The following is a 20005-nucleotide window of genomic DNA, read 5'->3' on the forward strand; positions in this document are numbered from 1 at the left end:
TGACATGGACGAGAACACCCGCTACCAGGTGCTGCGCAACGACGAGGAGCAGTACTCGCTGTGGCCGGTCGACGTCGAGGTGCCGGCCGGCTGGCAGCCGGTCGGCAAGGAGGGCACCGAGGCCGAGTGCTCCGCGTACGTCGACGAGGTCTGGACCGACATGCGCCCGCGCAGCCTCCGCGAGCGGATGGAGCGCGCGGGCTCCTGAGCCCCGTCCGGCCTGCGCGCTCCGGACGCCGGGACGGTCACGCCCGTTCCCGGCTCCGGTGACCGCGGCCGCAAGGCACGTCGGCTGCGCGGGGCCCACCGGTCCGGGGCGGGGGCGCAGGAGAGGCCCCCGCCCCCGGACGGGCCCCGCCCGCCCCGCGGAATCCCCGCACCTCCCGCGCGCCGCGCCCCTCCGCGGCGCCGCCGTCCCACCCCGCGTCACCCAGAGGAGTACGACGATGACGCCGACCCTGCACACCGAACGGCTGGAGTTCAGGCCCTACCGCCCCGAGGACGAGGACGCCTTCGTCGCCCTCCTGCGCGACGAGGAGGTCTGCCGCTGGATGGGCCAGGAGCAGGTCCCGGAGGCCGACCTGCGCACCCTCTTCCGCACGATCCTGACCGACGTGTACCCCAAGGAGCTGTTCGACGTCTGGGGCCTGTGGTTCCAGGGCGCGTTCGCCGGCCACGCGGAGGTGAAGAAGACCGGCAACGTCGACGGGTACGAACTCATCACCGCGCTGGCCCCGGAGTACTGGGGCCAGGGGCTGGGCACCGAGGTGGTCCGGGGTCTGCTGCGGCACGCCGCCGGCCACCTGGGTCTGAAAGAGGCCTACGGCATGGTGGGCGAGGGGAACACCGCCAGTCTGGCGCTCGCCCGCCGTATGGGCTTCCGGCACGTCCGCGACGTGGTCGGGGACGACGGCTCGGTCACGAAGATGCTGGTGATCTCGACGACCGATCCGTCCTGAGCGGGTCAGTGACCGGCGCTCTGCCCGCCGTCGACGGCCAGGATCTCGCCGGTGACGAACGGGGCGTTCTCCAGGTACAGCACCGCGTCGACGATGTCGCCTACCTCGCCCATGCGCCCGACCGGGTGCAGCGAGGCGAGAACCTCGTGGGTCTCCTCGGGGTGCATCGGGGTCTTGATCGTGCCGAGGGCGACGGCGTTGCTGCGGATGCCGCGGCCCGCGTACTCGATCGCCAGCGCCTTGGTGGCCGCCTGGAGTCCGCCCTTGGTCAGTGAGGCCAGCACGGACGGCACGGCGGAGTTGGGGTGCTCGACCAGGCTCGTGCTGATCTGCACGACGTGGCCGCCGCCGTGCTTCAGCATGTCCTCGATCGCGAGCTGGGTGATCCGGAAGAAGCCGGCGACGTTCACCCCGAGGACCGCGTCGTAGTCGTCCTGGGTGTACTCGGTGAACGGCTTGGCGACGAAGATGCCGGCGTTGTTGACCAGGGTGTCGATCCGGCCGAACCGCTCCAGACCCGCGGCGATGACGCGTTCGGCGGTCGCCGGATCGGCGATGTCGCCCTGCACGGTCACGATGTCCGCGTCCTGCGACTCGGCGATGGTGCGCGACGTGGCGACGACGCCGTACCCGAGCTTGCGGTAGGCGGCGACCAGACCGGCTCCGATGCCCTGCGAGGCTCCGGTGACGACGGCGACCTTCTGACCCTGAGCGCTCATGACGGTTCTCTCCTGTCGGGTTGGTGCTTCCACCGATCGCTAGCCGACCGGTCATGTAAAACTAAGCGACCGGTCTACTATTGTCAACGAGAGTCGTCCCACACCGTTCCGCCTCGCCGGCGGGACACCTCACCGAAGGAGAAGGACCATGCGTGAGTTCCTGGTCGAGCTGGTCACCACCGTCCCCGAAGGAACCGACCCCGCCGAGGTGGACCGGCGTCGCGCCGCCGAGGCGGTCCGGGCCCGGGAGCTGGCGGCCGGCGGGCACCTGGTGCGCCTGTGGCGGCCCGTCGGCGAACTGCGCAGCATCGGCGTGTGGCGGGCCGAGGACGAGGCCGAACTCCACCGCGAGGTGCTCGGCACGCTGCCGCTGCGCCCCTGGATGCGGGCCACTGTCACCGCGCTCGGCTCCCACCCGAACGACCCGGGCAAGGCCGACGCGGCCGCATGACCCCGGGCCCGCCCGGCTCGTCGCGGCCCCGGCGCCGCCGCGACGAGCCGGGCGGACGGGAGGCACCGGCCAGCCCGGCCCCGGTCGTACGACAGGCGGCGCGCCACCTCGGCGTCGTACGGTGGGTGCTACCTCTGAGGGGATGCCGAGATGACCACACCACGGGACCTGTTGATCGTCGCGATGGACATGGGGCCGGGTCGCGCCGTGGACCAGGGCGGGCTGTCGCTGACGCTCGCCGGGGCCGAACTCCTCGATCTCCTGCGCAGGGGAGCCGTCGGCCTGGACGGCGTCCGCGTCCTGCCGGGGGAGCAACCCGTCGCGGGCGACGATCCCCTGCTTCGGGAGGCCGCGTCGTCGCTGGTCCGCCAGGAGCCGTACGAGTCGGTGGAGGACTGGTTGTGGCGCAGGGGTCGCGGCCTCGCCGCCGCCTACGAGGCCGCCTTCGAGGCCGAGGGGCAGCTCACCCGGCCGCACCGCCGCCTGGCGTCGCTCCGCCCGAGCGCGGGCCCCGCGGTGCTCGCCGAGTCGCCCGCGCGCACCCGCGCCGAAGCCCGTTGGGCGGCCCGTGAACCCGTCCTGGTCGCCCTCGCGGAAGCCGCCGGAATGGACGGCGAACCCTGGGACGAGTCCGAGGAGGACACCTTGGACATCACCGACGACGGCGTGGCGACGGTCCTGGCCGCCGTCAACGACGCGGTGATGGAGCTGGAGGCGGTCCGGCAGCGCCGGGCGATCGAGGACGCGGCCTTCGACAACGTCTGGCGCGGCGGCGTCTGACGCCGCCGCGCTCGTCCCGGTGCGGGCGCCCGCCCCTACTTGCTGTGCACGATCTGGATCAGGTTGCCGCAGGTGTCGTCGAGCACCGCGGTGGTGACCGGCCCCATCTCCAGCGGCTCCTGGGTGAAGCGCACCCCGAGCCCGCGCAGCCGCGCGAACTCCGCGTGCACGTCGTCCACCGCGAACGAGGTGGCCGGGATCCCGTCCTGCACCAGCGCGTCCTTGTACGGCCCCACCGCGGGGTGGCCCGAGGGCTCCAGGAGCAGTTCCGTACCGTCCGGGTCCTCCGGCGACACCACCGTGAGCCACCGGTCGTCGCCCAGCGGGACCTCGGTCTTCTTGATGAAGCCCAGCACCTCCGTGTAGAAGCGCAGGGCCTTGTCCTGGTCGTCGACGAAGACGCTGGACAGGTGAATCCTCATGGGGTGCTCTCCGGTGCCTCGGGCCTGAGCCATCGCGTCACGATGAGCTCCAGGGGTTCGGTGTTCAGGTCGTGGAACTTGTAGCGGCCCTGGCGCCGGGACCGGACCAGGTCCGCCGCCTCCAGTACGGCCAGGTGCTGACTGACCGCCTGGCGGGACAGCCCCAGACCGTGCTTGGTGAGCAGCCGGGTGCAGATCTCGAACAGTGTCTGGCCGTCCCGCTCCACCAGCTCGTCGAGGATGCGCCGACGCGTGGGGTCGGCCAGGGCCTTGAAGACATCCTCCGCCATGACCGAGACGATAGGCAAGTGACCGCTTGCCTATCAAGGCGGCGGCTCGACAGGCATGAGCCCGCATCCATGCGGCCGGATCCGAGGCCGGTGGGTCCGGATCCGTAGGTGACTGGTCCACTCGCGTATAGTCGATCGGTCGTATACTGGTGGCATGGGACGTACCAGCAATGCCAGGGAGAAGATCCTCACCGCAGCCCAGTCGCTCATCGAGCAGCGGGGCTACTCGGCTCTGGGCACCGCGGAGATCTGCAAGGCCGCCGGCGTGCCCAAGGGCAGTTTCTACTACTTCTTCGAGTCCAAGGAAGCTCTCGCGCTCGCCGTCCTGGACGAGCACTGGGCCGTCCAGCGCGGAGACTGGGAGCGCGTCCTGCGGGGCGACGCCGACCCGCTCCAGCGGCTGCGCCGGCTGTTCGAGGAGACCGAGGCCGGCCAGCGCGCGGGCCAGCAGAGCTGTGGCACGGTCTCGGGGTGCATGTTCGGGAACCTCACCCTGGAGATGAGCAACCAGACCGATTCCATCCGCGCCCGCCTGCAGGAGATCTTCGACGCGCAGGTCGACATGGTGGAGGAGGTCGTGACGGAGGCCGTCTCCCGGGGCGAGGTCACCGTCGACGACACCCGCGAGGCCGCCAGGTCCGTCGTCGCCCAGCTGGAGGGGCAGGTCCTCTTCGCCAAGCTGTACAACGACACCCAGCGCCTCACGGTCCTGTGGCGCAACTGCCTCGCCATCCTCGGAGCCCGCGACCCGGAACTGGCCGGGGCGACCGGCTGAAGGGGGCGACGCCCGCCGCGCTCGCCACCCGGTGAGTACGGCGGACGTACGACGGTCCGCGCACAGCACGGCGAAGCGGCCGTCACCTGGTCGGTGACGGCCGCTTCGCCGTGCTGTGCCGATGTGCGGGTCCGGACGGGGCGAAGCCGGGAACGCCTCTTCCTGCTGTCCGGGCGTCCTCCGCCCGACCGCGCCGGTGCTCCGGTGAGGTCAGGCCGCTGCCTTGAGGCGCGAGGCGATCTTCACCACGCGCTCGGCCTGGTGACGCGCCGCGGCGCGGGTGGTGTCGTCGACCGGGTTGGTCCCCTGGGCGTCGACGTGCGAGGTGCCGTAGGGGTTGCCGTCCGCGAACTTGACCGGGTCCGTGAAACCGGGCGCGACCACGATCCCGCCGAAGTGGTGCACCGAGGTGTAGAGCGCCTGCAGCGTGGTCTCCTGGCCGGCGTGCGCGGTCGCGGAGGAGGTGAAGCCGCTGTAGACCTTGTCGGCCAGCTTGCCCTGCGCCCACAGGCCGCCGAGGGTGTCGATGAACTGCTTGAGCTGGGCGGAGAGGTTGCCGAACCGGGTCGCGGAGCCGAACAGGACGGCGTCGGCCCACTCGATGTCCTCGGGGGTCGCGACGGGAATGCCCGCGGTGGCCTCGTGATTGGCGGCCCAGGCCGGGTTCGACTGGATCGCCTCCGCGGGGGCCAGCTCGGCGGCCTTCACCAGGCGGACCTCGGCACCGGCCTTGAGGGCGGCGTCACGCAGCTCCTTGGCGATCTCGGTGATGGTGCCGGTGGAGGAGTAGTAGACGATCGCGAGGTTGACGGGAGTGGCCATGGTGGCGATCTCCGATTCCGTGTGGTGGGTGACGGTGGAAGCGATCCAGTACTAGGTGACCGGTCGACTATCTAGAAGGTAGGTGGGCGGTCGCCTCTTGTCAAAGGTCTCTGATGTGACGTCCGGAACACCCGGGGCGACCTCGCTTCGCCGTGCTCGGTCACCCGCCAGGGGAGTGACCGGCCGGGACGAGGGGGGATGACCGTCCCCGGGCCCGTGCCTGCCCGGCGCGCACGATCGGCGTGGAGCTGGTCTGCTGGTCTAGGGGCCCTCACACCTGTTCCGGAGAGACAGCATGAGTACCTATCGAGTCGCCCAGGTGCCCGTCGCCAACGGCACGTTCGAGATCGTCGAGCGGGAACTTCCGCAGCCGGGCCCCGGGCACGTGCGCGTCGCCGTGGAGGCCTGCGGGATCTGCCACAGCGACGCCTTCTTCGTGTCGGCCGGCATGCCCGGCGTCCGCTTCCCGCTCGTCCCCGGACACGAGATCGCCGGGCACATCGACGAGCTGGGGGAGGGGGCGCAGGACAAGGGCTGGAAGGTCGGCGACCGGGTGACGGTGGGCTGGTTCGGCGGCAGCTGCGGTTACTGCAAGCCCTGCCGCCAGGGCGACTTCATCGTGTGCGAGAACCTCAAGATCCCCGGGTGGGCCTACGACGGCGGCTTCGGCGAGATGATGGTCGCGCCGATCGACGCGCTGGCCCGCATCCCCGAGGCGCTGACGGCGAGCGACGCCGGCCCGATGGCCTGCGCGGGCGTGACCACGTACAACGGCCTGCGGCGCAGTGCGGCCGAGCCGGGCGATCTGGTCGCCGTGCTCGGCATCGGCGGCCTCGGTCACCTGGGCGTGCAGTACGCCGTCGCCATGGGCTTCGAGACCGTGGCGATCGCCCGGGGCGCCGACAAGGGCGACTTCGCCCGGCAGTTGGGGGCCCACCACTACATCGACAGCACGGAGGGCACTCCCGTCGCGGACGCCCTGCAGGCGCTCGGCGGCGCCAAGGCCGTCCTGGCCACCGCGGGCAGCTCCGACGCCATCGCGGCGACGGTGGACGGGCTGGCGCCCCGTGGCGAGCTGGTGGCCATCGGTGCCAGCCCCGAGCCCCTGGCGATCAGCCCGCTCCAGCTGCTCCTGAGCGGCCGTGTCGTCCGCGGGCATCCCTCGGGGACCGCGCAGGACGTGCAGGACACCATGGAGTTCAGCGCCCTGCACGGGATCCGGCCGGTGATCGAGACCGTGCCGCTCGACCAGGCCGACGAGGCGTACCAGAAGATGCTCTCCGGCGGTGCCCGCTTCCGGATGGTGCTCACCTACGGCTGACGGACACCCCCCGGCACTGGAACGTGAGACGGGCCGCGCGTCGGTACGCGCGGTCCGTCTCACGTTGGCGGGAGCGCGGTCGGCGTGCGTGGCCCAGGCGGGGACGCGCGCGCTCCTCACGGATCGCTGTCGTCTGCGGCCGGTCGGTCGGTTGGTCGGGCGTGGTCGGTGGCTGTCGTCGCCGGCGGACGGATCCGCTCGGTATCCGGAACGCGCGACGACGCCACGTCACCCTCCCGGAGGGTGACGTGGCGGGTCCAAGCGTGGGTGAGGCGTGGACCGGTCAGTTCCAGAGCGGCTGGTGCACCGTCCGGGCGTATCCGTCCGGCCTGCCGTCGGTGTACGTCAGGCTCATCCGGGTGTAGTGGGAGAGCTGGGGCTGCTTCTTCCATGTCTGGGGGTGGTCGAGCCGCACGGTGACGGCGTACGAGCGGAAGGTGCCCGCGGCGCAGTACGGCTTGCAGTCGTTCACCACGTTGAAGCCCGTGGCCACCGCGCGCTTCGCGTCCCACCGCGTCCAGTGCAGCGAGGTCAGCCGACTGTTCCCGTCGCCGCAGGCCAGGATGAAATCGGCCGGGCGGACCTGCGACCGCTCGAAGCAGTCCACGAGGACCGTCCTGCTCACCCGCTGTCCGGCGGTGTCCGCGGACCGGGGTGCCGCCGCGGGTGAGGCGGCTGCCGTGGCCGTCGCCAGCGCCGCCGCGGCGCCGAACATGACCGCCGCCCTGAATACGTTCTTGGCCATGTCCGCTCCCGGCACCTCGTCGCGGGGCCCACCGGCCGCGCGTCCTCGCCCGTCGCCCCGCCGAGCTCACCGGGGCCGGGACCCCGCCGAGCGCGTCTCCGTGCCGGGCGGAATCTTCGATTCCGACGCTACGGCCCTGCCCGGAGATGCACCACTCGCACGGCCCAACGCGTTCCGTCCCGGTGGCCGGAAAGGGGTCAGGCGGGCGGGTCCTCGGACCGGTCCTGCTCCTCGAGCGGCGGCATGAAGGCGCGCAGCCACCGCTCCGTCTGGGCGACGTGTGCCTCCGCGGCGCCGGCCGCCGCGCCCGGGTCCCGGTCGGCGATCGTGGTGGCCATGACGCGGTGGTCCTCATCGCTCTTGCGCCGCAGCTCGGGGCCCTCGGGGAGGGTGAAGACCTGGTACTTGCGGGAGCGGGCACGGAAGACCGAGAGCAGGGAGGCGAGCGCGGGATTGCCCGCGGCCCGGGCGATCTCGGCGTGGAAGCGGTGGTCGAGCTCCGAGGCCTCGGTGGGGTCGTCGGTGGCCTCCATCGCGTCGATGAGCGAGAACAGCGTCCGCACCGTCTCGGGCGTGCGGCGCGCGGCCGCCTTCGCGGCGACGTGCGCCTCCAGGACCCGCCGGATCTCGTACACCTCCAACAGGCCCGACAGCGGCAGGAGTTCGAGGGTCAGCGAGAGGCTGCCGATGACGTCCTCGGGGCGGAGCGGGGAGACGTAGGTGCCGGAGCCGTGCCGTGGCTCGATCACGCCGAGGGCCGCGAGCATCCGTACGGCCTCGCGCAACGAGCCGCGGGAGACGCCCAGTTCCTCGCAGAGGTCGGCCTCGGGCGGGATGCGCTCACCCGCGACCAGACGGCCCGTCGCGATCATGTGCCGTAGCCCGTGGAACGCCCTGTCGACTGCGGACATCCGACTCCTCCCCTGACGGGCCGGCGGCACCGCCGAGCCCTCGGTGCACTCTAGCGAGTCCTCCCGAGTCATCAGATGTCCTGGGTGTATCGACGGCGACTCATCTGATGACTTCTTCTGCAGGACCCTTGCATGGCCGGAAAATGCCGTGCAGGATGCCGAGTCATCATACGTGTCCAGGTGACGGTCCGATGTCTTGCGCGGCGCTCCCGTGTGCCGTGCGGCCTTCGGGTCCTGGCGGACGAGGAGTCATGTGAGCGAGACCGAGGTCACCACCGCCCCGCGCCCCCTGCTGCTGGCGGACGGCCGGCCCGCCGACCGGGCGTGGTCGCTCGACCCGGCCATGAAGCACCTGAACCACGGCTCGTTCGGGGCGGTCCCGCTGGTGGCACAGGAACTGCAGAACGAGCTGCGCGCGGAGATGGACCGGTCCCCGGTGGTCTGGTTCCCGGCGCTGCCGCAGCGGATCGCCGACACCCGGGTCGAACTCGCCCGCTTCCTGCGGGTCGACGCGGACGACCTCGCCCTGGTCCCCAACGCGAGCGCCGGGGTCAGCGTCGTCTACGCCGGCCTCCCGGACCGCCCCGGCGGGGAGATCGTCGTCACCGACCACGGCTACGGGGCCGTGACCATGGGGGCGCAGCGGCTGGCGCGCCGCTGGGGCGGACGGGTCCGCACCGCGCGGGTGCCACTGGGCGCCGGCGAGGAGGAGGCGTACGAGGCCGTGGCGGCGGAGCTGAGCGACGCCACCGGACTCGTCGTCCTCGACCAGATCACCTCGGCGACCGCCCGCCGCATGCCGGTCGAACGCGTCGGCGCCCACGCCCGGCGGCTCGGCATCCCGACGCTCGTGGACGCGGCCCACGCACCCGGCCTCATCGCCGCCCCTCTCGACGGCCTGACCTGCGATTTCTGGGTCGGCAACCTGCACAAGTGGGGTTGCGCGCCGCGAGGGACCGCCGCACTGGTGGCCCGCGGCGAGCTGCGCGAGCGGCTGTACCCGCTGATCGACTCGTGGGCCGCCGCCGATCCGTACCCCGACCGCTTCGACCAGCAGGGGACGGTCGACGCCACCGGCTATCTCGCGGCGCCGGCCGCGCTGGACTTCGTCGAGCGCACCTGGGGCTGGGACACCGCCCGGCGGTACATGGAGGACCTCGCCGGCTACGCGGAGCACGTCATCGGCGGCGCCCTCGCCGAACTGACCGGGGAGCCCGGCACGGTCGACGTCGGCATGCCCGTCCCCGGCATGCGCCTGGTGCGCCTGCCGGCCGGTCTGGCCGCGAGCCGCGTCGAGGCCGACGCCCTGCGCGACCGGGCCGCCGACGAGCTGGGCGTGGAGACGGCCTTCACCAGCTTCGACGGCGTCGGCTACCTGCGGCTGTCCGCGCACGTCTACAACACCCCCGCCGACTACGAGTACTTCGCCGAGACCTGTGTCCCCGTCCTCGGCGAGTGGGCCCGCGCCGCACGGGCCCGTTCCGACACCCCGTGACACCGCGCCACCGACAACCCCCGTCCCCCGAAGCCGCCGTGAGTGCGGCAGATCCAAGGAAGAGGTCGGCACGATGAAGAGAAGGACGGCAGTCCTGGCCCTCGGCACGGCCGCCACGATGGTCCTGACCGGCTGTTCCGCCATGGGCGGCGGCGACAGCGGCACGGTGACCCTCAACATGGTCGAGAGCCTGACGAACCCCGCGCGCACGAGCCTGCTGAAGGACCTCATAGCGGACTTCGAGAAGCAGAACCCCAAGATCAAGGTCAACCTGATCTCGCCGCCCACCGAGCAGGCCGACCAGAAGATCCAGCAGATGCTCCAGTCCGGCAGCGGTGTCGACACCCTTGAGGTGCGGGACATCACGGTGGGCCCGTGGTCGAACAACGGCTGGCTGTACGACATGAAGAAGGGACTGACCGGCTGGAAGGGCTGGGACGCCATGACCGAGAACGCCGTCAAGGCGTCCCAGGACACCAAGGGCAAGACGTACTTCGTCCCCTACGGCTTCTACGGGCTGAGCCTCTTCTACCGCACCGACCTGATCAAGGACGCCGGGTTCTCGGCACCGCCGGCCACCTGGGAGGAACTGCTCAAGCAGGCCTCGGCCGTGCACGACCCCGCCAAGCGCCGCTACGGGTACGCCTTCCGCGGAGGAGCCAACGCCAACAGCAACGCCACCGCCGCCATCGAGGCGTACGTCGCCGACAGGATCGACCCCTCCGACGGCTTCAAGCTGAAGGACGGCAGCACGATCTTCTCCGCGCCCGAGGCCCTCGACGCCATGGAGACCTACCTCGAGCTCTTCAAGCGGGCCTCGCCGAAGTCGTCCGTCTCCTGGGGCTACCCGGAGATGGTGGAGGGCTTCTCCAACGGCTCCACGGCCTTCCTGCTCCAGGACCCCGAGGTGATCGCCACCGTCTCGGAGTCCAAGGCGATCTCCGCGGACCAGTGGGACACCGCCCCGCTGGTCGCGGGCCCCAGCGGCAAGACCGTACAGCCCCTCGCCACCGCCGGCTGGGGCGTCGCGAGCGGCAGCAAGCACAAGTCCCAGGCGCTCAAGCTCGTCGAGTTCCTGTCCGAGGGCAAGGCGTCGACGGCCTTCACCAAGAAGAACAGCCTGGTGCCGATCCTCAAGTCGGCCACCGAGGACACGTTCTACAAGACCGGCCCCTGGTCCAGCTACGTCACGATGACGGAGCACCCGGAGAAGTACCTCAACGTCAGCCAGCCGCGCGGCGTCGCGTGGTGGACCGAGTGGCAGCAGAAGGCGGACGCCGACATCCAGAAGCTCGTCCTCGGCAAGACGACGCCGAAGGAACTGCTGGCCGGCTGGGACGCGTACTGGACCGAGAAGCGGCAGCAGGAGAAGTAGCCATGCCGACCGCGTCCGGAGCGACGAGTACGACGAAAGTGACGAAGACGGCGGGCCCCTCCGGTGACGGGGGCGCCCCGCCCGCCCGCGGTGCCGCACGGGGCCGCCGCAAGCCGGAGTTCACGTCCCGCCGGGGACTGCTCATCGCCGCCTTCATGGCCCCGGCCGCGGTCTTCGTGGCGGTCTTCACGTACTACCCGATGGTGGCCGGCAGCCAGATGGCCTTCCGCCACTGGAACCTGTCGGACCTCACCGACACCTCCTGGGTGGGTCTGGAGAACTTCCACGACGTCTTCGCCGACCCCGCCTGGGGCACCGTCCTCGGCAACACCGCCGTGTGGGTCTTCGGGTCGATCGTGCCGCAACTGGTGATCGGCTTCGCCCTCGCCCTGTGGCTGCGCCGCAAGTTCCCCTTCCGCGGCCTCTACCAGGCACTGGTGTTCTTCCCGTGGGCGATCTCCGGCTTCCTCATCGGGATCCTGTTCCGCTGGCTGTTCAACAGCGAGTTCGGGGTGGTCAACGACCTGCTGCAGAAGGCGGGGCTGATCGACGAGCCGGTCGCCTGGCTGGCCGACCCGCAGACGGCGATGTTCGCCGTCGTGGTCGCCAACGTCTGGTACGGGGTCACGTTCTTCACGATCATGATCCTGGCCGCGCTGCAGTCCATCCCCGACGAGCTGTACGAGGCCTCGGCGCTCGACGGCGCGGGCAAGGTGCGGACGCTGTTCCAGATCACCATCCCGTACATCCGGGTCACGCTCGCGCTGACCGTGCTGCTGAGGGTCATCTGGATCTTCAACTTCCCGGACCTGATCTTCGGGATGACCGGCGGCGGACCCAACAACGAGACGCACATCGTGACCACCTGGATGATCAAGATCACGCAGCAGGGCGACTACGGCAAGGCCTCCGCGCTCGGCCTGATCGTGGTCGCGACGCTGCTGGTGTTCGCCGTCTTCTTCCTCCTGGCCACCCGTGAGAAGCGAGAGGTGAAGCCGTGATCGGCAAGGAGTCCACGGCCGGACGGGCCGCCAAGTTCACCTTTCTGGGCCTGTGGGTGGTCTTCACCGTCTTCCCGCTCTACTGGATCACCGTCACCTCGCTCAAGGCACCCGGCGACATCTTCGCCTTCCCCATCTCCTACTGGCCCGAGCACTTCTCGCTGGAGAACTACCGAGGGCTGTTCGACAAGGCCGACTTCGGCGTCTACCTCACCAACAGCCTCGTCGTCGCGACCGTCGCGGGCGCGGTCGCCACCGCGATCTCGATGCTGTCGGCGTACGTCCTGGCCCGCTTCGAGTTCCGCACCAAGTCCGCGCTGCTGATGGCGGCCCTGGTCACGCAGATGATCCCCACCTTCATCGCGCTGGGACCGCTGTACCTGCTGATGACCGACCTGAACATGGTCGACAACCGGCTCGGGCTGATCCTGGTCTACATCGCCGTCTGCATCCCGTTCTGCACGGTGATGCTCCGCGGCTTCTTCGAGAACATCCCGGACGCCCTGGAGGAGGCCGCCATGATCGACGGCCTCTCCCGGTTCGGAGCGCTGTTCCGGGTGCTGCTGCCGGTGATGCGGCCCGGGATCGTGGCCGCCTTCATCTTCAACTTCGTGAACTGCTGGAACGAGCTGTTCCTGTCGGTGACGCTGATGAACAGCGACAGCAACAAGACGGTCCCCACGGCCCTGAACGGGTTCATCTCCAGCTTCAACATCGACTGGGGCTCGATGTCGGCGGCGGCGGTCCTCACCATCCTGCCGACGATGCTCCTGTTCGCCTTCGCCAGCCGGCACATCGTCCAGGGACTCACCTCGGGCGCGGTGAAGGGATAGGCGAGGTGCCGGGGCCGCCGATCAATTCCCCCACCGAGGAAGGGAGTTCACCGTCCCGGTGGACGGCGACGAGGCGGACGTCGCCGGGTGCGTCTCCCACGGCGACGGCGATGGCGGGGTCCAGTTCCGCCACGGCGTAGGCGGTCGTCGCGGACCTCGGCACGCCGTCGTCCCCGTCGCTCGGGGTGTCGTCGCACGCCGGCACGACCGCCTCACCGAGCGCGTCCCCGACCGTGAACGGGATGTCGGCCACGTCCTGGTACGTCCGGCCCTCGTACTCGACCACGAAGGCGCAGGACGACGCGGCCTCACCGCCACCAGCACCGACGTCCGTGCAGGCCACGGCGGACGCAGCGACGGCCGCCGCGACCGCCGCCCACACGCCTCCGCACCGGCTCGCGTGCAGCACCGTTCTCATCGGAGACCTCCTCCGGCAGCCCCTCGGCTCCCGCTCGGGTGAATGCCGAAGGCCGGGGCCGGGCCTTGCCGCGCCCCCGTCCCGGGCCTTCACCACTACGACGGAGAGGGTGCCGTCTTCGTTCGGCCGGAGGACTCCCGTGGCGGGTGTCGATCCGGTGTGCCCTCGTTCGACGCAGGGGTGAGAGTGGTCACTGACGAGCCCGTCGACAGGGTGCTGAAGCGGGCGTTCGAGGCGGCGGGCAGCAGGGACGTACGTGCCGGCGGGGGAGCGGCCACGGTGCAGCGGTACCTGCGGGTCGGTCTGATCGACGAACTGCACCTGGCCGTCGTCCCGCACCGGTCAGGCGCTGACCCGAGGCTCCCGCGCCGGGGGAGGTGACTCCGTCCCTCCGTACGGCAGGGACGGGGGAGGGGGTCAGGAGCGGGTGTCGCCGGACTCGTTCGCCCGCTCCGCCTTCTTCTCCTTCAGACGCACGGTCTCCTTGCGGACCTCGGCCTGGGTGGCGCGCTCCCGCCGGAGCCAGGACGGGTTCTCGTCCTTGAGCGCCTCGATCTGCTCGGTGGTGAGCGCCTCGGTGACCCCGCCGCGCGCGAGCCCCGCGATCGAGATGCCGAGCTTCGCCGCGACCACCGGGCGGGGGTGCGGGCCGTTGCGGCGCAGCTCCTGCAGCCACTCGGGCGGGTCGGTCTGCAGCGCGCTCAGCTCGGTGCGCGAGACGACACCCTCCTGGAACTCGGCGGGCGTGGCCTGGAGGTACACACCCAGCTTCTTCGCCGCCGTGGCGGGCTTCATGGTCTGGGTGGTCTGCTGCGACGTCATGGTGTCAAGGGTATCGAGCATGTGCGCCACCTCTGACCACGCCCGGTAGCCTGGCCAGGTGACAGGCTCGGAAGCATCCCCCTCGTTCCGGCTCGCGTATGTCCCGGGAGTGACACCCGCCAAGTGGGTGCGGATCTGGAACGAGCGCCTGCCGGACGTCCCGCTCACCCTCGTCGCGGTGCCCGCCGCGGAGGCGAGCGGCCTGTTGCGCGACGGCGGCGCGGACGCCGGCCTCGTCCGGCTCCCGGTCGACGGTACGGACCTGAGCGCGATCCCCCTCTACGCCGAGACGACGGTCGTCGTGGTCCCGAGGGACCACGTCGTGACGGCGGTCGACGAGGTGTCCGTGGAGGACCTCGCCGACGAGCTCGTGCTGCACCCCCTGGACGACGTCCTGGACTGGCAGAAGCTGCCGGGGCGGCCCGCGATCGAGCGTCCCGCCTCGACCGCGGACGCCGTGGAGCTGGTCGCGGCGGGCGTGGGGGTCGTCGTCGTCCCGCAGTCCCTCGCCCGCCTGCACCACCGCAAGGACCTCACCTACCGGCCGGTCTCGGACGCCCCCGAGTCACGCGTCGCGCTGTCCTGGCCGGAGGAGCGGACCACCGACCAGGTGGAGGACTTCATCGGCATCGTCCGCGGGCGGACGGTCAACAGCTCCCGCGGGCGTCCCACGGCCCCGGCCGCGGCGCCGGCCCAGTCCAAGCGGAAGCAGCCCCCGAAGGGCGACGCCCGCCGCAAGCCCGCACCCGGCAAGCAGGGCGGCAAGAATCCCCGGAGCGGATCCGGCGGCGCGGGCAAGGGCGCGAAGCGCGGGAAACCCCGCCGCCGCTCGTAGCCGACGGGTCGGGCGCCCGTGCCGTCGACGGCACGAGCGCTGGGCGTGGGTCCACGAACGCCCCCTGCTCGAAGCCAGGCGCCTGCTGGACAGCGCCGGATGGGATGCCCGGGCCGTGGCCGCTCACCTCGGCTTCAGCGACCCCGCGAACTTCGGCCGCTTCTTCCGCGATCGCACCGGGCTCACCCCGGCCGCCTTCGCCGCCCGCGAGGCGAGGAGCGGCGCGTGACGAAACGCGGCGGAGGCGGTGCGGTTGCCGATCGTCGCCGCCCTCGTCGCGGACGTAGGTGTTGAGGTACTCGTCGCGGACGATGTGCGGGTTCCTGGAGATCGAGTCGATGTGTGCGGCGACCTTGCCGCTTGTCGCCTCACACGACCGGATCGCAGTCGCCCAGGTCTCAGTCGTCCAGGACGACGAGGTGCTTGCCCGGCGTGGTGCCGGACTCGAGGTCGGCCTGGGCGTCCCGGACCTGTTCCAGGCCGTGGTAGACCTTCGCGACCGGGACCTTGAGGCGTCCTGCGGCGATGGCCTGGAGCTGGTGTGCGAGGACGTCGGCCGGGAGGTCGGCGGCCTCACCGCCGTAGGAGGTGAGGCGCACCCCGCCCGGGATCATGAACGGGGTGAAGTCGGGGATGGACCACTGGCCCGCCAAGGCTCCGGTGAAGCAGACCGTGCCGTGTATGCGGACGGTGCGCAGGGTGTCCGCGAGGACCGAGCAGCCCACCAGTTCCAGTGCGGCGTCCACGCCGTCCGGCATCAGCTCGCGCACCTGGCCGGCGAGGGTGCCGTCGTCGACGAGGGGATGGTCGACGCCCGCCGCCCGCAGTTCCCCGGCCCGGCCGGGACTGCGGGTGGTGGACAGCACGGTCGCTCCGAGGTCCTTCGCGATCGTGGCCGCGCTCAGCCCGACCGTGGAGGTGCCGCCGCGGATCAGCAGCGTCTGCCCGGCCTTGAGGCCCAGCCCGCGGGTCAGGGATCCGTAGGCGGTCTGGAACATCTCGGGCAGTGCGCCGACCACGTCCCACGGCAGGGTGGTCTCGAACGGGATGACCTGCGCCGCCGGGACGGTGACGTACTGGGCGTACGCGCCGTCGTAGGAGCGCCCCATGCCGCCCATCATCGTCGCCACCTGCTGCCCCGGCCGCAGCCCGCTGTCCTCGTCTGCCTCGTCGACCACGCCGACGCCCTCGATGCCGGGAACGCGCGGGTAGGTGACCTCCGCGTCCGACTCTCCCTTGCGGGTGGTGACTTCGGACTCGTTGACGCCGAACGCCTTCACCTTGATCCGCACCCAGCCGGGGTTGCGGACGGGGACCGGCACATCCTCGATCCGGAGTGCGTCCAGGCCGCCGGGCCGGGTGACGACGACGGCCCGCATCGTCGCCTGTGCGGCGCCGCCGGCTGCTGTTGATCGGCTCATGCCGAGCTCCTTGCTCTGTTCGTCCGCCGGGGATGTGAGGGCGGAGCTGGGACTCCGGGCGGAAGTGATCAGTCAGTTGCGGCCCTGCGCCGTTGCGATTCGGATGCTCCGCGCGATGTCGGCGGCTGGGCGCTCGTGGTGACGCTCTCCCATCGTTCCCTGGGATCCGACAAATCGCCCGGCGGGCAGCGGTCACCTGATGGTCACCAGGTGACGATCTCCACGCCTCGCCTTTCGCAACCCAGGCCACGGCGGCAGGCGTGCCGACGAGTGCGTGCGCCGTCTACTTGGCGCCTGCTTCGCTGCTCGTCAGCGGCACTCCGACTCCGGTCAGCTCGTCACCGGAGGACTCCCGGCGGCCTCACCGCACCTACGCGGCTCCGCCTCCCCGCCGGCGGCCTCACCACGTGTCGACGAAACCCCGGCCCTCCCCGGGGCGGGCCTGCTCGTGGCCGTCGAGGGCCGCGAGGATCCACTCCCGGGAGTCCGCCGGGTCGATCACCGCGTCGATCTCCAGCGCGGCGGCCGCGTTGACCGCCTTGCCGTGCTCGTAGAGTTCGGCGACGCGTGCCTCGAAGGCGCGGGCGCGCTCCTCGGGGTCCTCGATCGCCTCCAGTTCCTTGCGGTAGCCGAGCCGGACCGCGCCCTCCAGGCCCATGCCCCCGAACTCGCCGCTCGGCCAGGCGGCGGTGGCCAGCGGGGCGCGGGTGGAACCGCCCATCATGGCCATCGCGCCGAGCCCGTACGCCTTGCGCAGGACGAGGCAGACGAGCGGCACGCGCAGGTTCGCGCCCGTCACGAAGAGGCGCGCGAAATGCCGTACCGTCGCGGTCCGTTCGGCGTCCGGGCCGACCATGAAACCGGGGGTGTCGCAGAGCGAGACGACCGGGAGGCCGAACGCGTCGCAGAGCTGGAGGAAGCGGGCGGCCTTGTCCGCCGCGTCCCGGTCGACGGCGCCGCCCAGATGGGCCGGGTTGCTCGCGAGGAGTCCCACGGGACGGCCCTCGATCCGGACGAGCGAGGTCAGTACGCCCACGCCGAAGGCCGGCCGCAGCTCCAGCACCGAACCGGTGTCCGCGAGCGCCGTCACGGCCGCCCGCACGTCGTAGGCGCGTCGGCGGTTCTCCGGCACGACATGGCGCAGCAGCCTGCGGTCCGGCGCCTCCCAGTCCTCCGTCGCGCCCTGGAAGTACCCGAGGTAGCGGCGAGCCACGCGGACCGCCTCCGCCTCGTCGGACACGGCGATGTCGACGACCCCGTTGGGCTCCTGGACCGACAGCGGTCCGACCTCCTCGGGCCGGTAGACCCCGAGGCCGCCGCCCTCGATCATCGCGGGACCGCCCATGCCGATGGTGGCCTCCGGCGTGGCGATCACGACGTCGCAGCAGCCGAGCAGGGCCGCGTTGCCCGCGAAGCACCGCCCCGAGGCGATGCCGACCAGCGGGACCGTGCCGCTGAGGCGGCCCATCCGGTGGAACGTCGTGACGTTCAGGCCGGCGACGGCGGTGGTGTCCGTGTCACCGGGCCGGCCACCCCCGCCCTCGGCGAACAGCACCACGGGCAGCCGCCGCTCCTGCGCGATGCCCAGCATGCGGTCGGTCTTGCGGTGGTTCTGGTGCCCCTGGGTGCCCGCGAGGACCGTGTAGTCGTACGACATCACCACGCAGGGCGCTCCGTCGACCCGCCCGGTGCCGGTGACCATGCCGTCGGCCGGAGTGGAGCGGATCAGGTCGTCCAGCGAGCGCCGCCCGCGCTGCGCGGCGATCGCCAGGGCGCCGAACTCCGTGAAGCTGCCCGTGTCGCAGAGGTCCTCGATGTTCTCGCGGGCGGTACGGCGCCCGAGCGCCCGGCGCCTGGCGACGGCGTCCGGCCGGTGCTCGTCCAGTCCGAAGGCGTGGCGGCCGCGCGCCTCGGCCAGATCGGCCCGTACGGCGTCCAGGTCGACCGCCTCTACCGCCCCGGCCCCGGCGGACGCGTCGCTCGCCTCGTCCAGCTCGACCAGGGGCCGCCCTTCCCGCACCGTGTCGCCGACGCGCGCGTGCACGGCACGGACGACCCCGGGGGCCGTCGCCCGGACGACGTGCTCCATCTTCATGGCCTCCAGCACGACCAGTTGCCCGCCCGCCGCGACCCGGTCGCCCGGGGACACGTCGACGGCCACGACCGTGCCGCTCATGGGGGCGACGGCGGTCCCCTCGACGGATGCCGGGGCGGCGTCCTCAGGGGCCAGCTCGGCCAGGTGCTGCTCGACGAAGCCGGTGTGCGCCCAGAACTCCGGCCGGTCCAGGACCGCGCGCAGCAGCGGGATCCCCGTCCGCACGCCCTCGACCGTGAACTCGTCCAGCGCCCGCCGGGCCCGCTCGCAGGCGGCGGCGACCCCGTGCGGCGACGACACGATCACCTTGGCCAGCAACGAGTCGTAGCGGACCCCCACTTCGGCGCCGGCCCGCGCGGCGGTGTCGACCCGGACCCCGGGCCCGGTCGGCACGTCGAAGCGCGCGAGCCGGCCCGCCGACGGCCGTACGGTGCCGTCCGCCGTCGTCACCTCGGCGTTCACCCGCGCCTGCACGGCGTGGCCGCGCGGTGCCCGGGGCTCTCCCGCCAGCCCGAGCGCCTCCAGCGTCTCGCCCGCGGCCAGGCGCAGCTGGACGGCGACCAGGTCGACCCCGGTCACCTCCTCGGTGACCGTGTGCTCCACCTGGAGACGGGGGTTGGCCTCGATGAAGCGGAACTCCTCACCGCGGACCAGGAATTCGAAGGTACCCAGTCCGGTGTAGCCGGTCGCCCGGGCCATCCGCAGGGCGCAGGACAGCAGCGCGTCGCGCACCCGCGGCGGCAGTCCGGGAGCCGGCGCGATCTCGATCAGCTTCTGGTGGCGGCGCTGGGCGCTGCAGTCCCGGTCCCACAGATGGGTGACGGCGCCGGCCGTGTCGCCGACGACCTGCACCTCGATGTGCCGGGCACCCTCCAGCAGCCGCTCCACGTACAACTCGGCCCTGCCAACACCCTGTTGGGCCTCCGAACGGCAGCGCTCCCACGCCTCTGCCAGCTCTCCGGGTGAGCGCACCACCCGCATCCCGCGGCCGCCGCCCCCGCCCACCGCCTTCACCATGACCGGGCCGCCCGCGAGGAACTCCCGCGCCTCCTCCAGGCTCGTGCCGCCGCGGGTCCCCTCCAGCACCGGCACCCCCTGCTCCAGGGCGAGCGCGCGTGCGCGGGCCTTGTCGCCGAAGAGCGCCAGCACCTCGGGGGAGGGGCCGACGAAACGGACTCCGCTCGCCAGGCACCGGGCCGCGAACTCGGCGTCCTCGCTGAGGAATCCGTACCCCGGGTGCAGGAAGTCGCAGCCCCGCGCCGCGGCCAGCACGGCGTCCGCGTCCAGGTAGCCGGACCCGCCGAGCGGCACCGCCTCGTCGGCGTGGCGGACGTGCAGGTCGTCGTCCGGGGCGTACACCGCGACGGTGCGCAGCCCCGCCTCGGCGGCGGCGCGCAGGACACGTACGGCGATCTCCCCGCGGTTGGCGACGAGTACGGCGGCAGAACCCATGAGCCCCTCCGGGAAACCGTGGTCGGCGCGGCCATGCTCATTGACATTGACGTCAACGTCAAT

The 20005-nt window shown here is 71.8% G+C and carries 22 protein-coding genes and 1 pseudogene; 13 read left to right on the plus strand and 10 right to left on the minus strand.

Features of this window, described 5'->3' with window-relative positions; all coding sequences use genetic code 11:
* Positions 1–4: 4 nt before the first annotated feature.
* Complete coding sequence (locus tag ACZ4VA_RS13935; RefSeq protein WP_356164418.1) at positions 5–208, plus strand: MbtH family protein; 204 nt, start codon at positions 5–7, stop codon at positions 206–208.
* A gap of 238 nt (positions 209–446) precedes the next feature.
* On the plus strand, positions 447–959 hold the full coding sequence (locus ACZ4VA_RS13940) for a GNAT family N-acetyltransferase (protein WP_356164416.1): 513 nt from the start codon (positions 447–449) through the stop codon (positions 957–959).
* 5 nt (positions 960–964) lie between these two features.
* Here ACZ4VA_RS13940 and ACZ4VA_RS13945 read toward each other — a convergent pair whose 3' ends face one another.
* Positions 965–1678: an SDR family NAD(P)-dependent oxidoreductase gene (locus ACZ4VA_RS13945; RefSeq protein WP_355793144.1), complete on the minus strand. Its 714-nt coding sequence runs from the start codon at positions 1676–1678 to the stop codon at positions 965–967.
* Positions 1679–1826: 148 nt separating this feature from the next.
* Here ACZ4VA_RS13945 and ACZ4VA_RS13950 point away from each other — a divergent pair, with 148 nt between their 5' ends.
* On the plus strand, positions 1827–2129 hold the full coding sequence (locus ACZ4VA_RS13950) for a muconolactone Delta-isomerase family protein (RefSeq protein ID WP_468081374.1): 303 nt from the start codon (positions 1827–1829) through the stop codon (positions 2127–2129).
* A 150-nt stretch (positions 2130–2279) separates the two neighbouring features.
* Positions 2280–2909 (plus strand): GOLPH3/VPS74 family protein, encoded by a 630-nt coding sequence (locus tag ACZ4VA_RS13955; protein ID WP_468081376.1) that lies wholly within the window; start codon positions 2280–2282, stop codon positions 2907–2909.
* Between the two features lie 35 nt (positions 2910–2944).
* On the opposite strand, the gene ACZ4VA_RS13960 is transcribed toward ACZ4VA_RS13955, so the two are convergent.
* On the minus strand, positions 2945–3331 hold the full coding sequence (locus tag ACZ4VA_RS13960; RefSeq protein ID WP_356164410.1) for a VOC family protein: 387 nt from the start codon (positions 3329–3331) through the stop codon (positions 2945–2947).
* Positions 3328–3621: an ArsR/SmtB family transcription factor gene (locus ACZ4VA_RS13965; protein ID WP_355794915.1), complete on the minus strand. Its 294-nt coding sequence runs from the start codon at positions 3619–3621 to the stop codon at positions 3328–3330. Before ACZ4VA_RS13965 ends, ACZ4VA_RS13960 begins: the two co-directional genes overlap by 4 nt.
* A 154-nt stretch (positions 3622–3775) precedes the next feature.
* Here ACZ4VA_RS13965 and ACZ4VA_RS13970 point away from each other — a divergent pair, with 154 nt between their 5' ends.
* On the plus strand, positions 3776–4396 hold the full coding sequence (locus tag ACZ4VA_RS13970) for a TetR family transcriptional regulator (RefSeq protein ID WP_468081379.1): 621 nt from the start codon (positions 3776–3778) through the stop codon (positions 4394–4396).
* A 210-nt stretch (positions 4397–4606) separates the two neighbouring features.
* Here ACZ4VA_RS13970 and wrbA read toward each other — a convergent pair whose 3' ends face one another.
* Entirely contained in the window at positions 4607–5218 is a 612-nt protein-coding gene (wrbA, locus tag ACZ4VA_RS13975) for an NAD(P)H:quinone oxidoreductase (protein WP_356165919.1), read from the minus strand.
* Between the two features lie 295 nt (positions 5219–5513).
* On the opposite strand from wrbA, the gene ACZ4VA_RS13980 reads away from it, so the two are divergent.
* Positions 5514–6539, plus strand: a complete 1026-nt coding sequence (locus ACZ4VA_RS13980; RefSeq protein WP_468081381.1) for an alcohol dehydrogenase — start codon at positions 5514–5516, stop codon at positions 6537–6539.
* A gap of 283 nt (positions 6540–6822) precedes the next feature.
* Here ACZ4VA_RS13980 and ACZ4VA_RS13985 read toward each other — a convergent pair whose 3' ends face one another.
* Together ACZ4VA_RS13985 and ACZ4VA_RS13990 are read right to left on the minus strand one after the other, a co-directional pair.
* The gene (locus ACZ4VA_RS13985) at positions 6823–7284 is read right to left on the minus strand and encodes a hypothetical protein (RefSeq protein ID WP_355794223.1); all 462 of its coding nucleotides are present in this window, start codon (positions 7282–7284) and stop codon (positions 6823–6825) included.
* A 197-nt stretch (positions 7285–7481) separates the two neighbouring features.
* Positions 7482–8195, minus strand: coding sequence for a FadR/GntR family transcriptional regulator (locus tag ACZ4VA_RS13990; protein ID WP_355794222.1), 714 nt, complete (start codon positions 8193–8195; stop codon positions 7482–7484).
* A 253-nt stretch (positions 8196–8448) separates the two neighbouring features.
* Between ACZ4VA_RS13990 and ACZ4VA_RS13995 the strand changes: the two genes are divergently transcribed.
* The 4 genes from ACZ4VA_RS13995 (at position 8449) to ACZ4VA_RS14010 (ending at position 12899) form a co-directional block, all read left to right on the plus strand.
* Positions 8449–9690 carry an aminotransferase class V-fold PLP-dependent enzyme gene (locus ACZ4VA_RS13995; RefSeq protein WP_388904720.1) on the plus strand — a complete coding sequence of 414 codons (1242 nt, stop codon included), beginning with the start codon at positions 8449–8451 and terminating at the stop codon, positions 9688–9690.
* Positions 9691–9763: 73 nt separating this feature from the next.
* The gene (locus ACZ4VA_RS14000; protein WP_356238520.1) at positions 9764–11065 is read left to right on the plus strand and encodes an ABC transporter substrate-binding protein; all 1302 of its coding nucleotides are present in this window, start codon (positions 9764–9766) and stop codon (positions 11063–11065) included.
* A gap of 2 nt (positions 11066–11067) precedes the next feature.
* On the plus strand, positions 11068–12066 hold the full coding sequence (locus ACZ4VA_RS14005) for a carbohydrate ABC transporter permease (protein ID WP_355784973.1): 999 nt from the start codon (positions 11068–11070) through the stop codon (positions 12064–12066).
* Complete coding sequence (locus tag ACZ4VA_RS14010; RefSeq protein WP_355784971.1) at positions 12063–12899, plus strand: carbohydrate ABC transporter permease; 837 nt, start codon at positions 12063–12065, stop codon at positions 12897–12899. The genes ACZ4VA_RS14005 and ACZ4VA_RS14010 overlap by 4 nt, the downstream gene beginning before the upstream one ends.
* Here ACZ4VA_RS14010 and ACZ4VA_RS14015 read toward each other — a convergent pair.
* Entirely contained in the window at positions 12874–13317 is a 444-nt protein-coding gene (locus ACZ4VA_RS14015) for a DUF6281 family protein (RefSeq protein ID WP_468081386.1), read from the minus strand. The two genes, ACZ4VA_RS14010 and ACZ4VA_RS14015, sit on opposite strands and share 26 nt — an antisense overlap.
* A 186-nt stretch (positions 13318–13503) precedes the next feature.
* Between ACZ4VA_RS14015 and ACZ4VA_RS14020 the strand changes: the two genes are divergently transcribed.
* Complete coding sequence (locus ACZ4VA_RS14020; RefSeq protein WP_355784965.1) at positions 13504–13698, plus strand: dihydrofolate reductase family protein; 195 nt, start codon at positions 13504–13506, stop codon at positions 13696–13698.
* A gap of 36 nt (positions 13699–13734) precedes the next feature.
* Here the strand turns inward: ACZ4VA_RS14020 and ACZ4VA_RS14025 are convergent, their stop codons facing one another.
* Entirely contained in the window at positions 13735–14139 is a 405-nt protein-coding gene (locus ACZ4VA_RS14025) for a DUF5997 family protein (RefSeq protein ID WP_355784980.1), read from the minus strand.
* Positions 14140–14197: 58 nt separating this feature from the next.
* On the opposite strand from ACZ4VA_RS14025, the gene ACZ4VA_RS14030 reads away from it, so the two are divergent.
* Together ACZ4VA_RS14030 and ACZ4VA_RS14035 are read left to right on the plus strand one after the other, a co-directional pair.
* Positions 14198–14974 carry a LysR substrate-binding domain-containing protein gene (locus ACZ4VA_RS14030; protein WP_468081388.1) on the plus strand — a complete coding sequence of 259 codons (777 nt, stop codon included), beginning with the start codon at positions 14198–14200 and terminating at the stop codon, positions 14972–14974.
* Between the two features lie 49 nt (positions 14975–15023).
* Positions 15024–15203, plus strand: a pseudogene (locus ACZ4VA_RS14035) (helix-turn-helix domain-containing protein); the annotation flags it as partial.
* 169 nt (positions 15204–15372) lie between these two features.
* Here the strand turns inward: ACZ4VA_RS14035 and ACZ4VA_RS14040 are convergent.
* Entirely contained in the window at positions 15373–16395 is a 1023-nt protein-coding gene (locus tag ACZ4VA_RS14040; protein WP_468081390.1) for an alcohol dehydrogenase catalytic domain-containing protein, read from the minus strand.
* A 400-nt stretch (positions 16396–16795) separates the two neighbouring features.
* On the minus strand, positions 16796–19942 hold the full coding sequence (locus ACZ4VA_RS14045; protein ID WP_468081392.1) for an acetyl-CoA carboxylase family protein: 3147 nt from the start codon (positions 19940–19942) through the stop codon (positions 16796–16798).
* Positions 19943–20005: the final 63 nt, after the last annotated feature.

Source organism: Streptomyces sp. NPDC028308 (genome assembly GCF_055565855.1).